The 14539-nt window shown below is 40.4% G+C and carries 14 protein-coding genes and 1 pseudogene; 9 read left to right on the top strand and 6 right to left on the bottom strand.

From position 1 onward, the window contains the following. Positions 1-55: 55 nt before the first annotated feature. Complete coding sequence (locus ACP69Y_RS06705) at positions 56-706, bottom strand: OmpA family protein (protein ID WP_425917255.1); 651 nt, start codon at positions 704-706, stop codon at positions 56-58. 249 nt (positions 707-955) lie between these two features. Here ACP69Y_RS06705 and ACP69Y_RS06710 point away from each other — a divergent pair, with 249 nt between their 5' ends. From ACP69Y_RS06710 to ACP69Y_RS06735, 6 genes are all read left to right on the top strand, one after another. Beyond that, positions 956-1879 carry an acyltransferase gene (locus ACP69Y_RS06710; RefSeq protein WP_425917256.1) on the top strand — a complete coding sequence of 308 codons (924 nt, stop codon included), beginning with the start codon at positions 956-958 and terminating at the stop codon, positions 1877-1879. Between the two features lie 19 nt (positions 1880-1898). Continuing rightward, complete coding sequence (locus ACP69Y_RS06715; protein ID WP_425917258.1) at positions 1899-2951, top strand: preprotein translocase subunit SecA; 1053 nt, start codon at positions 1899-1901, stop codon at positions 2949-2951. Positions 2952-3072: 121 nt separating this feature from the next. After that, complete coding sequence (gene minC, locus ACP69Y_RS06720; protein WP_425917259.1) at positions 3073-3804, top strand: septum site-determining protein MinC; 732 nt, start codon at positions 3073-3075, stop codon at positions 3802-3804. A gap of 66 nt (positions 3805-3870) precedes the next feature. Continuing rightward, the gene (gene minD, locus ACP69Y_RS06725) at positions 3871-4683 is read left to right on the top strand and encodes a septum site-determining protein MinD (protein WP_131384011.1); all 813 of its coding nucleotides are present in this window, start codon (positions 3871-3873) and stop codon (positions 4681-4683) included. A 3-nt stretch (positions 4684-4686) separates the two neighbouring features. Continuing rightward, positions 4687-4959 carry a cell division topological specificity factor MinE gene (gene minE / locus ACP69Y_RS06730; RefSeq protein ID WP_067723891.1) on the top strand — a complete coding sequence of 91 codons (273 nt, stop codon included), beginning with the start codon at positions 4687-4689 and terminating at the stop codon, positions 4957-4959. Positions 4960-5220: 261 nt separating this feature from the next. Next, a complete protein-coding gene (locus tag ACP69Y_RS06735; protein WP_131215144.1) occupies positions 5221-5508 on the top strand; it encodes a PA4642 family protein in 288 nt (95 codons plus the stop codon). Between the two features lie 87 nt (positions 5509-5595). Here the strand turns inward: ACP69Y_RS06735 and ACP69Y_RS06740 are convergent, their stop codons facing one another. Both ACP69Y_RS06740 and ACP69Y_RS06745 read right to left on the bottom strand, forming a co-directional pair. Beyond that, a complete protein-coding gene (locus ACP69Y_RS06740) occupies positions 5596-6498 on the bottom strand; it encodes an AEC family transporter (RefSeq protein ID WP_425917262.1) in 903 nt (300 codons plus the stop codon). Between the two features lie 150 nt (positions 6499-6648). Next, the gene (locus ACP69Y_RS06745) at positions 6649-9711 is read right to left on the bottom strand and encodes a DNA translocase FtsK (protein WP_425917263.1); all 3063 of its coding nucleotides are present in this window, start codon (positions 9709-9711) and stop codon (positions 6649-6651) included. 286 nt (positions 9712-9997) lie between these two features. Here ACP69Y_RS06745 and trxB point away from each other — a divergent pair, with 286 nt between their 5' ends. The 3 genes from trxB (at position 9998) to ACP69Y_RS06760 (ending at position 12636) form a co-directional block, all read left to right on the top strand. After that, positions 9998-10954: a thioredoxin-disulfide reductase gene (trxB, locus tag ACP69Y_RS06750; RefSeq protein WP_425917265.1), complete on the top strand. Its 957-nt coding sequence runs from the start codon at positions 9998-10000 to the stop codon at positions 10952-10954. A gap of 113 nt (positions 10955-11067) precedes the next feature. Then, positions 11068-11799: a leucyl/phenylalanyl-tRNA--protein transferase gene (gene aat, locus ACP69Y_RS06755; RefSeq protein WP_425917266.1), complete on the top strand. Its 732-nt coding sequence runs from the start codon at positions 11068-11070 to the stop codon at positions 11797-11799. 21 nt (positions 11800-11820) lie between these two features. Further along, positions 11821-12636, top strand: coding sequence for an arginyltransferase (locus tag ACP69Y_RS06760; RefSeq protein WP_425917267.1), 816 nt, complete (start codon positions 11821-11823; stop codon positions 12634-12636). 6 nt (positions 12637-12642) lie between these two features. Here ACP69Y_RS06760 and rimI read toward each other — a convergent pair whose 3' ends face one another. From rimI to ACP69Y_RS06775, 3 genes and pseudogenes are all read right to left on the bottom strand, one after another. Then, entirely contained in the window at positions 12643-13101 is a 459-nt protein-coding gene (gene rimI, locus ACP69Y_RS06765) for a ribosomal protein S18-alanine N-acetyltransferase (RefSeq protein ID WP_425917268.1), read from the bottom strand. A 102-nt stretch (positions 13102-13203) separates the two neighbouring features. Further along, positions 13204-14085 (bottom strand): metal-dependent hydrolase, encoded by an 882-nt coding sequence (locus ACP69Y_RS06770; protein ID WP_425917270.1) that lies wholly within the window; start codon positions 14083-14085, stop codon positions 13204-13206. Positions 14086-14363: 278 nt separating this feature from the next. Next, a pseudogene (locus tag ACP69Y_RS06775) lies at positions 14364-14539 on the bottom strand (hypothetical protein); the annotation flags it as partial.

Here is a 14539-nt window from a genome sequence, read left to right on the forward strand (position 1 = left end):
GTTTGACATTTATAAAAAAACCACCCGAAGGTGGTTCTTATCCATTCAGTAAAACTTATTGAACTGCGTAAATGCTAATTTCTACACGACGGTTTTGTTCTTTACCTGCTGCAGTTGAATTGCTTGCAATAGGGTTAGCTGAACCTTGACCTTGTGCATTAATGCGTGAAGTAGAAACACCTTTAGATGCAAGATAGCTAGCTACTGATTGTGCACGTGCTTGAGACAATGGAATGTTGATTGAGTCATTACCTGAACTGTCGGTATAACCTGTTACCAAAATACCGCTCTTGTTATCTTCAGTTAAAGTTTGCGCAACTTTGTTCAAAGTAGTATAGAAGTTTGGTTTGATATTTGATTTGTTAGTATCAAAAGTAATGCTACCAGGCATTACCAAACCTACAGAACCATCTGGATTACGGTTTACATCTACACCCGTACCAGCCATCTGTTGACGAAGTTTTTTCTCTTTATTGTCCAGATAAACACCCGCAGCACCGCCAACCACAGCACCAATTGCTGCTGCACGATTGTTTTGTGCACTGGTATTAGCACTGCCTTTAGAAATACCATAACCCGCTGCAGCGCCAATTAAGCCACCTAAAGCAGTTTTGTCATATTCTACGCCACCTAAGTTATTACCTGTTGTTGAACAACCTGATAATACCATTGCCCCTACTACTGCTGAAATTGCTAGTGCACGCATCGCATGCCTCCTTCTTGTGTTTTATCGTATAGTGGAATGATGGATTAAAAAAGTTGGGCATACCATTGATTTTTTGTAAATAATAGAAGTCTCAGTTACATTTTGTAATAATCTATGTTGGTGATCAAGATATCTTGGTCACAATTTCTACATAGTTGTATGAATAGGCTTTTTAATTTTAAATTCTACAATTATATTAAATGATGAAAAGAAATTAGACGACTTCATCTTTTTTAGGACCGTTCTTCTATGTCATCGCAAATTAAGAAGCAATCTATATTAAAAAAATTATCTCGTGGATTAACTGTCGGCTCAGTGATTACCGGAAGTACGTTTTTTCATGGCCCTCCAGTGCTTGCATTGGGATTGACTAAACTGGTCAAAAAATCACGTAAAGTGGATGAAACCAATATTCAGATTACCAACAGTTGGCTCGGTGTCAATAATTGGCTGATTGATCATGTCTTACCTCATTTAAAATGGGATATTAGTATTGATGACGATTTAGATCTGAGTATGCAGGGTCGTTACCTGATGACCTGTAACCATCAAAGTTGGGTCGATACTACGGTGAATCAATATTTTGGTTTAACCCGTATACCCCTGACCCGTTTCTTTACCAAATGGGAACTGATCTTTATTCCGTTCGTTGGACAAGCCTTTAAAATCTTGGGTTTTCCAATGATGAAACGTCATAGTAAGGAACAAATTTCTAAAAATCCGGAGCTTAAAACACGTGATATGGAAGAATCACGCCAGGCCTGTGAGCAATTATTAAGTCAGCCTTTTACTTTGCTGAACTATTTAGAAGGTACGCGCTTTACCCCAGAGAAACATGATGCACAGCAATCTCCCTATAAACATCTTCTTAAACCTAAAGCGGGCGGCTTAGCTTTGGCCCTAAATATTTTAGGTGACAAAATTGATGCCCTAGTCGATATGACCATTGTCTATCCTGATGGCGCACCGGGCTATGGCGATTTTTGGTTGGGTGATGTTAATCGTATTGCAGTCAATTTGCGTAAAATTGAGATTCCAAGTTGGGTTTTAAGCGGCAATTACGAAGATGATGCTGAATATCGTGAACACTTTCAGCAATGGGTCGATGAATTATGGACTGAGAAAGATCAACTGATTGAACGCATGAAACAAGACTTGGCTGCAAAAGCATAAATAACATTTAAGGAAGAAAATGAAGCAAGATGACAAAATAGCCAAGCCAACCTTTCATTTCGTAAAAAAAGATTCTTGGGGCTGGAAAGTTGCACTGTGTTATGACATTTTTATGATGGTTTTAATCATCATCAACTTGTTCTGCTTAAGTGCCAATGCCATTCTCATGAGTGATTTTGGTGGTTGGTTATTTAACTTTATCCGTCTTCCTGAACTATTGCAGTTTTATAGGACAGAATTACGTCCTTGGGTAATTATTACCGAAAGTTGGTTTACCAGTTTTCTAGTGATTGAACTGCTGATCCGTTGGGGAATTGCCATCCTTGGGCAGCATCATAAGCGCTGGTTTTTCTTTCCTTTTATTCACTGGTATGAAATTCTATCCATTATTCCACAACTGCGTTTTTTGCGTTTATTACGTGCTGGATCAATCGCCTACAACCTGCATGAGCATGGTTATAAAGTGATTCCTGACAGTTGGTATAAGCGTGCCAAGTTTTATTATCATCTGGTGCTTGAGGAACTAACTAGCCGTATTGTGATTACTGTTTTAGACAGTATAAAACATGAACTTTCCACCAGTACCACGCACAAAAAACTGATTGAAGATTTGGTTGCCCATCACCGTGAAATGTTCGCCACTGCCCTTGCGGATATTTTACAAGAATCTTTGGGCAAAGAGTTGCAAGCGCAAAGAGTGACGATTGCAAAAAATGTCGGGAGTATTGTAAATCAGGCAATTGAAGATACGCCCGAATTAACACAATTATTACGTCTAATTCCAATTGTAGGTGGACGTATAGAACAGCAGATTCAAAGTATTGGACAACGTTTGGGTGAAAATATTACCCAAGGACTGATTGAACCTTTCGCCCAAAGTAATAAAAACAAAGAAAATCTGACTTATTTAGAAATTTCAAATAAAATCAGTAAAATACAGTTTGAAAATAATACCCATGTTGAAAGACTGGTTGAGTCTGCCGTTTTTGAGAGCTTAGAAGCGATTCGCCAACAGGTTAAAGTAAAGCAATGGCAACAAATGCTGGAACAACATGAGCAAGTTAAAGAATGATCATCAAATAAAAATATTTAAAACGTTGCTAGAGAAATCATTCAATTTGTTCTAGGATTTGCTCTATTTACAACATCACTTCGACAGAAAATAAATGAGTCAGAAGTATTAAGGAATAATTATGGCTGATATACGGATAAAGGGCAGAATGGTCAACGCGATTCGCATTATTTTAGATACCAATGATCATGATGCAATCCGCCAGCAACTCGCGCCAATGCTACAAAAAGCATTCCCACCGGGTACATTAGTTGTGATTGAAAGTTCAGTTGAACAAGAACTTATTGCCTTAATTCAACTATTGATCAGTTTAGAAGTACAACCTATGGCTGTGACTGAAGGCTTACTTGCTGATCAAGCTCGCGCAATTCAATTCCCTGTTCTGCCTTCGGACACTAAGCCATTACAACGCATTAAACCAACCAAAGAACAAGTTGTTGAAGTAGAATCTGAAGCTACCAGTAATGAAGCGGAAAAGTCAGATAAAGTAGAAGCAAAACCTGCCCGTGTGGTGAGTCATGTGACCTCTTATCACGATGAAATTTTGCGGACTGGCCAATGTCTGGTACAAGATCATGGCGATATTATTCTCAATGCAGGCATTAATAGTGGTTCTGAAGTAATTGCTTCAGGAAATATACATATTTATGGTAGCGCCCGTGGTAGAGTCATCGCCGGCGTAGGCGGGAACAGTGCAGCACGTATTTTCTGTCATTCCTTAGAAGCAGAACTGGTATCGATTGCAGGTACATATTGTGTAGCAGATGACATTCCACAACATGTCCTCAAAAAAGCTGTACATATTTGCTTGAATGATCAACAAGAACTTGTGTTTGAAGTTCTCGAATTTTAATGTATAAATAAACACCAAAAGCCCCATATCTAAAAGGGGATTTGAACCATAACAGGAGTGGATTCGGTGGCGAAAATTGTTGTCGTAACATCAGGCAAAGGTGGTGTAGGTAAAACTACGACTAGTGCATCTTTTGCAACAGGTTTAGCCCTTCGCGGCCACAAAACTGTTGTGATCGATTTTGACGTGGGTTTACGTAACCTAGATTTAATCATGGGTTGTGAACGCCGCGTTGTTTATGATTTTGTGAATGTATTAAATAACGAAGCTCGTCTTCAGCAAGCGCTTATTCGCGATAAAGATATTGAGAACTTATATATCCTTCCTGCATCACAAACCCGTGATAAAGATGCCTTGACCGATGAAGGTGTAGCACGTGTAATGGATGAACTTTCGCAAGAATTTGATTACATTATTTGTGACTCGCCTGCGGGGATCGAGCGCGGTGCAATCATGGCAATGTACCATGCTGATGAAGCGATTATTGTGACTAATCCTGAAATTTCTTCAGTACGTGACTCTGACCGCATTATTGGAATGCTCGACAGCAAAACCAAAAAAGTAGAACAAAACGAAGGTCGTATCCGTAAACATTTATGTATTACACGCTTCAACCCAGAACGTGCTGATAAACAAGAAATGTTAACGATTGACGATATTTCTAAAGATATTTTACGCGTACCAACCTTGGGTGTCATTCCTGAGTGTCCAAGTGTTTTACAAGCATCAAACGAAGGTAAGCCGGTAATTCTCTTTACTGAAGATTCAGCGGGTCAGGCTTATGATGACCTTGTAGCACGCTTCTTGGGTGAAGAACGTCCTTACCGTCATATCTCGGTAAAACCTAAGGGTTGGTTAGCACGACTATTTGGAGCGTAAAAAATGGCAGGATTCTGGAGTAAATTATTCAGCAACGATGATAAACCTTCAAGCGCACGAACTGCTAAAGACCGCTTAAAAGTAATTGTTGCCTCTGAACAAGGTTTAGGTAAACGCTTAAGCCAAGACAAAATTGACCAAATGAAGAAAGAAATCATGCAGGTGGTCAATCGTTATGTTCGTGGTGTGGATGAACAGCATATTCAAATGTCGGTTCGTTCTGAAGCAAACATCGAAATGTTAGAAATGAATATCAATTTGCCTGAAGAGCGATAATCTGAATTCTGATTAGTCAAGCAAATTGAATCAAGGCAAAATATGAGGCTGGATAAGCAAAGTACTACTTTGCCCAGCCGCAAGATGAGAAGCTAGGCTTCGAGTGGACTGGATCAGCGAACTTAAAGCACCGCTTTAAGGATTTGCCCAACCGCAAGACGAGAAGCTAGGCTTCGAGTTGGCAGGGTTGAGCAAAACTGCTTTCTCTCGTCCTCCATATTTTGCCTTTTTTACTTTATTCAGTTTACCAAGGAGTTTGCGATGGCATTATCTCAGCCAGCAACGTTCAATGAAGAATGGTCAGACGAGCGTGTATTTGCCTATTTAACACAGCTTCCTCCTGCAGGCGTGAATGCCGATTTTCATGTGCTTTATCATGCATTCAAACATATGCGTCCAAATGACTATGAGCGCTTATTAACACAATTCGTTGCCGATGGTCGTGATGTCAATGCAACCAATCCTGAAGGCCAACGCATTCATGATGTGATTGCTGAATACCCTCGTCAAAGCGAAGGTTTCTTAGAAGTTTTGGCTAAGTTTGCATAACTTAAAAACCACAGCTTATAAATAAAAAAGCCTGTCTGTTTAAATAAAACGGACAGGCTTTTTTATGATAACAATTATATCCGTATATTAAGAAAGTAAGATCATCAATACAGGAAACGTGACTGCAAAACATAGGGTTTGCAAGCTAATCACTCCCGCCATCAGTTGGCTATCACCATTAAAATAGCGCGTTAAAATATAAGAGGCCGATGCCGTTGGCAAAGAAAAGAACAGCACTAAAATAATTGTTTCAAACTGATTTAACTTCAGCGCACAACAAATCAAATAAGCCAAACACGGCATTAGTATTAAACGTCCTAAAGTATTAAATAGTAATCGCGAATAATCATGTTTCAGTTCTGCAAACTGTAAAGCTGCCCCGACACAAATTAATCCCAATGGTAAACTCATACTGGCTAAAATTTTAAACAGTTGTTCCACACCAGAAAATAATGACAGTTGCAGCAGATTAAAAAGAATTCCAACCACACAGCCCAGGATCAAGGGATTTTTCATTAAAGAAAGTAGAATCTGTGTCGGTTTTAAACCCTGCCCTTGGGAAAAAGCCAGCACTGAAATCACATTCACCAGAGGAATTGCCAGTGCAATCATCATGGCAAACATTTGCATGCCCTGAGCACCGAAAAGCAATGACATAATGGATAAACCCATATAGGTATTAAAACGAATTTGGCTTTGCACATATACGCCAAAATGTGCGATCTGGATATGAAATAAAGCTCTTGCTACCCATAGCGCTAAAGTACTGATGAGGATAATTATAAACAGGGCCAGCAACACCGGGGTAATGGTTGCAAGTTCCAATTTTATATAAGCAAGATTATTAAAAAGTAATACCGGAAATAAAATCAAGTAATTCAGTTTTTCAGCGCCACGCCAGAATTCATCGGTTAAAAACTGTATCCTTTTAAAGGTATAACCCATGGCAATTAAAATAATTAATGGGAATAAAGCCATTACAACATTCATTCTCTACCCTTCATCCCTAAATTTTATTTCCATTGCATGACGTAAATAATCTTTATCGCCTTCATCAATATTTATGTAACTTTAAAAATATGTATTTTTAATGTCCAGAAAAAAGCCTGCATAAGCAGGCCTTGAACTCAGTATGAAAATTTAAACTAAAATTTCACGTTTACCGTTGGCACCCATGCTACTGACAATCCCATTTTCTTCCATCTGGTCAATGATGCGTGCAGCACGGTTATAACCGAGGCTGAATTTACGTTGTAACGACGAGGTTGAAGCCTTACGTGTTTCCAGAACAAAGGACACACACTGGTCATATAAAGCATCTCGATCAGAGCTACCATCACCATCTTCAAAACCACGCGAAGTCGGTTCTTCATCATAAGGCGTCAGAATTTCATCAACATAATTCGGAGCCGCACGTTCACGCCATGCATCACAGATATTGTTCACTTCATCATCGGAAATAAAAGCTCCATGAACACGTTCAGGCTCAATTTTACCTGGCCCCAGGAACAGCATGTCACCATGACCTAATAGGTCCTCTGCACCACCCGCATCCAAAATAGTACGTGAGTCAATTTTACTGTTTACCCGTAAAGCCACGCGAGTTGGAATATTGGCTTTAATCAAACCGGTGATCACATCGACCGATGGACGCTGAGTCGCAAGTAATAAGTGAATACCAGCAGCACGTGATTTTTGCGCCAAACGGGTAATCATTTCTTCAGCTTTTTTACCCACCTGCATAATCATATCAGCAAATTCGTCGGCAACAATCACAATCGATGGCAATGGCGTTAAACGTGGTGCACGCTCCCCAACCACCGAATCACTGGCTTTCCAGGTTGGATCAATTAAGTCTTCACCATTGGCAATCGCTTCTTCGACTTTACGGTTATAGTCACTGAGTTTACGAATCTTCAAATAGGACATCAGCTTGTAGCGACGTTCCATCTCATTGACACACCAGTTCAAGGCATTCACTGCATCTTTCATGTCAGTCACGACTGGCGTAAGCAAATGTGGAATATCGTTATAGTTGGCAAGTTCCAGCTGTTTCGGGTCAATTAAAATCAAACGTAACTGATCCGGGGTATATTTCAATAGCATCGATAAAATCATCGAGTTTACTGCCACCGATTTACCTGAACCGGTTGTCCCTGCAACCAGCATATGCGGTGCTTTACCCAAGTCAGCAATGACTGGATTACCCGAAATATCTTTACCCATCGCCATCGAAAGAATGCTGTTGGGGTCGGTAAAAGCAGGAATGGTTAACAACTCGATCAGACGCACCATTTCACGGGCGCTATTCGGCACTTCAATCCCGATATACGGTTTACCCGGAATCACCTCAACCACACGAACTGAGGCCATCGACATGGAACGCGCCAAGTCACGTGAAATATTGGTGACTTTAGACGCTTTAACACCGGGTGCCAAATCCAGCTCAAAACGCGTAACTACCGGCCCCGGCTGTGCTTCAACCACTTTGGCTTTGACATTAAACTCTTGTAGTTTAATCTCTAAAAGTTCAGATAAACGTGCTAGCTGTTCGGCAGTGAAATTGACTTTTTTATTTGGATCAACTTTATCCAGTAAATCAAGTCCCGGTAGTGGTGACAAATCCTTACGACGTGCAGCCACTTGCATCGCTAGTGACATCGGACGACCCATTGAATCGGTCAAAGGAGCATCTAAATCAAAATCATCTTCATTCAGTTCAGCAATTTCGACTGGTTTGCCTGCCGTTTCCTGCCACACTTCACGAAACACATCCTTATTCGATGAAATTAAAGCTTTTTCATCTTCAGAAATAATCGGTTGCTGAATCTGGGTCTTTATTTGGCTGCTTACAAAAGCTGAAGATTGCGCATAGCTACTGGTAGTACGCACTGGAGCAGGCTCTTCAATATCATCAATCAACAAATCATCTACCAATAGATCATCGAGTCCATCAAACTCATTATCTAAAGCTGTGTTCTTAGGTGTAGTGTGTATCGAAGGTGAAGCTGCTACAGTTGGTGCAATCACAATCCTCGCTTCAACACTGGATAGCAAAGATTCACTGTCTACATGATTAAATGGGGTATGCACATCCGTCGCTGTTTTTCCATTGGGAACAGCGGCAAGTAATTCGTCAAAGATTTCATCATCATCCCAGTCCAAATTCTGTTTAGACTCTGGCGTAGCGATTGATGTAGGCTGCTCATGTACAAATGTCTTAAAATGTTCATTTGGTGTATGCAGATCAGATTCTTCTGCAGCTTTTAACAAGGCATCAATATCTTGTTTATGTTTTTGATTTTCATCCGAGTTTAATGCACGCCAAACTTCACCGGTTGCAACCACACGTCGAGTATTTTCTTCTAGGCGATGCGCTTTTTCCAAGACTTGTGCGAATTCCGCTTCATCTTCAGCATCAATGAGTTGCTGTTGTGCATATTGTTCTTTTTCCACCATATCGTTGAACAAGCGTTCCGCAGCCTGATCTCGTACCAGAGGTGATGTCTCTGGAACTTCACGATGTTCTGGAGCAGGTGTTAAGGTTTCTGTGGCTATTTTTTGCTTCACACTCGCCACTGATTTTTTGACTTCAGGTGTGGTGCGATCAAATGCAGACTCTGTTTCTGGGACATTTTTATAAAATAAGTCTTGTAAATAAGCGGGGGTCGCTTTAAGTGTGGCCCAGGTTTTATTCCATTTCACGCCAAAGGTAAGGGTAAATAGCACCACCCAAAACACCACCAGAAACAGGGTTGCACCATAAATCGTTAAAATTTGGGACAGACTTTGTCCCAATTCATAACCAATAATACCGCCGGATGCATTGTCTAGCGTGTCTGCCGGAACTTGCCAAAATAAATACAATAAACTTGCTGTCGCCAGTAAAATAAAAAACTGTGCAGCATAGCGAAAAGGCTTATTCAAAAAACTATATGGCCACCAGACCTGAATTGCCTCCACGAATAGAAAGATTGGAATGAGTAAACTTGCCCAGCCCAAGAAACCGAACAGTAAATCTGCAATCCAGGCACCTGCTACACCGCTGGCATTCGATACCTGCTGTGTATCACTGGAAATATGCATCCAGCCTGGATCAAAAGGCGTATAAGTCACTGTTGCAAGGAATAAATAAATTCCAAAAGAGACTAAAAATAATGTCATTATTAAGCGCTGTGCGTAAGCACTCGACACCGCAGTCATATACTGTCCTGTAACCAATTTTTCATTCATGTTTTTGTAAGAAACTAAGACAAAATAGTTTCGCAATTAAACTCGATATTATGCACCTGTTCCAAAGAAAAAGATGCAATATTATGTATAGGCTGTGGATGCCTATGCTATCAATGCAGTATCTAGCACCGCATTGTTATTGTATATAGCTCAAATCGATTTCAATGATCAATAATATCGACATCGAACTCACACAACTGCTATCGAGTTTCACGTATAATTTCACAAATTTTTAAATAAAAAAAGGATGCCGCGAATGAGCGCTCGTCACTCACGTTTGATTATTCTAGGTTCAGGCCCTGCTGGTTATAGCGCAGCTGTGTATGCTGCACGTGCCAACTTAAAGCCAACGCTGATTGCCGGCTTACAATTGGGTGGTCAATTGACCACCACAACTGAAGTCGACAACTGGCCGGGTGACCCTGAAGGTCTAACAGGCCCTGCACTCATGGAACGTATGCAAGCGCATGCTGAACGCTTTGGTACTGACATTGTGTATGACCATATCAACGAAGTTGATTTAAGCGTCCGTCCATTCATTTTAAAAGGCGATATGGAAGAGTTCACTTGTGATGCCTTAATTATTGCAACAGGTGCAACGGCTCAGTACTTGGGTCTTGAATCCGAAGCTGCATTCATGGGTCAAGGTGTCAGCGCATGTGCAACCTGTGACGGTTTCTTCTACAAAAACCAAAAAGTTATGGTTGTGGGTGGCGGTAACACTGCGGTTGAAGAAGCCTTATATCTTTCAAACATTGCTTCACATGTGACTTTAGTTCACCGTCGTGATTCATTACGTTCAGAAAAGATTCTTCAAGATCATCTGTTCGAGAAAGAGAAAGAAGGCAAAATCAGCATTATATGGAATCATCAAGTGGATGAAGTCCTCGGTGACAACAAATCAGGTGTAACTGCTGTTCGTCTTCAATCAACTAAAGACGAATCTAAACAGGATGTAGAAGTAACAGGCTTATTTGTAGCCATTGGTCATAAACCAAACAGCGGCATGTTTGAAGGTCAGTTAAACCTGCGTGATGGTTATATTCAAGTTCAAAGTGGTACAGCAGGTAATGCAACTGCGGCTTCTGTAGCCGGTGTATTTGCTGCAGGCGATATTGCTGACAGCGTTTACCGTCAAGCGATTACCTCAGCGGGTTCAGGCTGTATGGCGGCGCTAGATGCTGAAAAATATCTTGATGCTTTAGCTGACTGATTTAAACAAATCAATTCAACTAAATAAAAACCGTCCTTCACTGGGCGGTTTTTTGTATGATAAAAATCATAACCGCTTATCGCGAGTTTTTCATTTCGTTCAGGCTGAATCCTATGCACCCATTAGCACCCTCAGAATTCATTTTTCCCGATCCCATTGAAGCTGATCCCGATGAGCAGGGGCTAATTTGCATAGGTGCCGACCTCTCCCCTGCTACGCTTTTTGAAGCTTATACTCACGGTCTGTTTCCATGGTTTAGTGAGGGTGAGCCTATTTGCTGGTGGAGCCCTGAACCACGTTGCATTATCCGTCCGCTGGATTATCATCCTAGCAAGTCCTTAATTCGCAATATGAAAAAGTTTGACTATAAAATTACAATTAATCATGCGTTTGAACAAGTAATACGTTCCTGCTCGCTGCCGCGTAGTTATGCTGAAGATACCTGGATTTCTGAAGAGATTATTGATGGATACTGCCAATTATTTGATGCAGGCTATGGGTATAGTATTGAGGTATGGGATGAAGGCAAAGTGGTGGGTGGCTTGTATGGCGTTACGATTGGACGTGGCTGTTTTGGTGAATCAATGTTTAGCACCCAAACCGATGTTTCTAAAATGGCTTTTTATACTTTAATGCTACTTGGTCAGGAAAATCATCTACCTTGGATTGACTGTCAACTGGTCAATGATCACCTTTTAAGCTTAGGTGCTTGCACACTTTCTCGCCAAGCGTATCTTAATTCGTTACAAGATGTTATTAAACAGCCCTCTATAGATTGGAAAAAATATCAAGAGGGTGTATTTTCAAGTAAAACAATAGCGCAACACGCACAATTAATTGAATGAAAATAACCGAGGGATCTTGCTATGAATTCGTATCACCCAAAGTCCCTATTGAATGATTTACAGTATTATATTACCCCACCGCATAGCTGTAGTTACCTGGAAAATAAATCAGCGCGGATGGTCTTTTTAGATCCGGCACATCGCATTGATGTGGTCAGTTTATCTGAACTTTCTCGTCTTGGTTTTCGTCGCAGTGGCGATTTTGTTTATCGTCCAGAATGTCACTTATGCCGCCAATGCTTATCTAGTCGAGTACCTGTTGCTGATTTTCACATGAACAGTACGCAAAAAAAAGCCTGGAAACGCAATCAAGACCTAAGCATCAAAATTACGCGTACTGCGGATGCATCTGATATTCATTATGCCTTGTATGAACGCTATATCAATGAGCGTCATGCCGATGGCGATATGTTTCCACCCAGCCTAGATCAATTCGAAAAGTTTTTAGTGCATAGTTGCACGGACAGTTTTTTTCTCGAATTCTGGAAAGATGACAAACTTATTTGCGTGTCAAGTTGTGATCCTTTAGATGATGGAGTTTCTGCGGTTTATACTTTTTTCGATCCTGATGAGAGTCGACGCTCACTCGGCGTATTTGCAGTACTTAAACAAATTGAACATGCTCGAGCTTTAAATTTGCCTTATGTTTATTTAGGTTATTGGGTGCCGCATTCCAATAAAATGAATTACAAATCTCAATATGTACCTTTAGAGCTACTGATTGATGGACAATGGCGCCGTTTAAACCGCTTGCTCAATCAAGAAGAAATTCAACAATTGGGAAACTCACTAATGACGACGCTGCCCTCTGGATGGAATAACCCAATTATCAAATAACATTAATTATTTAAAAAGCTGTGAAAAATCATCACTGCATGATTTCACCATAATAATGGCATGCTCGCGTGAGCCATCCGGTTTTGGATAATAATTTTTACGTAAATCAATCTGATGAAAACCGGCTTTTTCATACAGTGCAACCGCAGCTTTATTGCTTTCTCGCACTTCTAAAAAAATTTGCAGCGGATTATTTTTCAGCATGGCAATTGAAGCTTCAAGTAATTGAAAGCCTAATCCTTTACCCTGCTGACTCGGATGAATGGCCATCAGTAGCAGATTTGCTTCATCCAACACCGGTTGCAGGATACAAAAACCGACCACCTGTCCTTGATGCTCAATCACGGTACTAATATAAGAATCAATGGATTCTTCAAACTGTTTTGCCGTCCATGGATGGCTTTGTACCAATTGCTCAATTTGCGTGATGCGACTTACATCCGCTTTTTGCATTAAACGAATCATCTTCGTTCATCTTTTAAATAACAGAAGTTTCGCATTATAGAAACTTTGCATAAAAAATCGAGAAAAAAGGGCAATATTTATTGCCCAAAGAGTTAATACTGCTTAAAAACCTAATTTAACTTTCCAAGTGTCTAGCAAACTGACAGTATCCAAATCATTCGGATGAAAACCTGGTTTAAAATAAGCCAGCATTTCCTTGCCCATGCCGGCAATAATGCCTGTAGAGGGTTTATAGGCATAAGCATAAATTTCTTTTAATGATTTAAGATTTAGCTGTTTATCCTCTTTTAATAAGCGTGCAAGAAAATAGGATTGAGTGATAAAAAGAATTACCATTGCTAAGCTTAAAGAGCTGGTACGTAATATATAGGCTTTAAGACCTCGACCAAACACGCCCTCAAAAACATCGTAGGCTACCGCTTTATGTTCATTTTCTTCAATTGCATGCCACGCCCACATGGTTGCCATCGTCTGGTCCGTCATCAGCTCTTGAATATGCGGATTACGCAGCAATTCAGACGCAAGGGTGGCGGTGAAATGCTCAAGTGCGGTAGTCGCGGTTAAATCAATCATCTCCTGCGTAATACCCACAGGTTTTGCTATTTTTACGAATATTTTGCGAAAAGTTTGAATCACGCTATCTGTTTTAGATTCTAAAGCAGCAATATCATGCCCATATTTTTGTGCTGAAGCATTAAAACCGACATGCTCATGGGTATGCATGGCTTCTTGACCAATAAACGCACTGATTTCTTTTTGTAATTCCTGATTATCTTTAATGGCAGTATGCTGGCGAACAGCTCGAACACTATCAATAAAAAATTTTTCACCTGCCGGAAATAGTGCAGATAATGCTGTCATAAAATGGGTAAGACCTGCTGAGCCATTCATCCAGTATTCTGGCACATTATTAAAATCGAAATTCATTCGACGAACAGGAAAGCTTGCACCTGCACGATTGGTAATATTGACCTTTGCATTCATGACTCTTACTCCTATTTAGCAAAATAATATTGCTCAATTCACTTATGTTTGTTTTTCTTAACTCCTATATTACGTATTTAAAAATTTGCCATAAGTGCAGATAAGGTCAGGAAAATATCAGTTAAGGACATAAGGAGAAAAAATAATGATAAGTGAAATTATTTTTTCGACGTAAGGGAGTAAAGCACTGCTTTAATTCGACGCAAGAAATGCATATAAAAATTATCACGCATAAAAAAGCGCCCCCAAAGGAGCGCTTTTTATACAATCAATACTGATTATAGAGTTACTTTCGCAACTACACCAGCACCCACTGTACGACCACCTTCACGGATCGCAAAACGTAGACCTGGGTCCATTGCGATTGGGTGGATCAATTCTACTGACATTTCAACGTTGTCACCCGGCATTACCATTTCCACGCCTTCTTGTAATTGGATTGCGCCAGTTACGT

It is taken from the genome of Acinetobacter sp. TSRC1-2, assembly GCF_049895885.1.
Lineage (GTDB): Bacteria > Pseudomonadota > Gammaproteobacteria > Pseudomonadales > Moraxellaceae > Acinetobacter.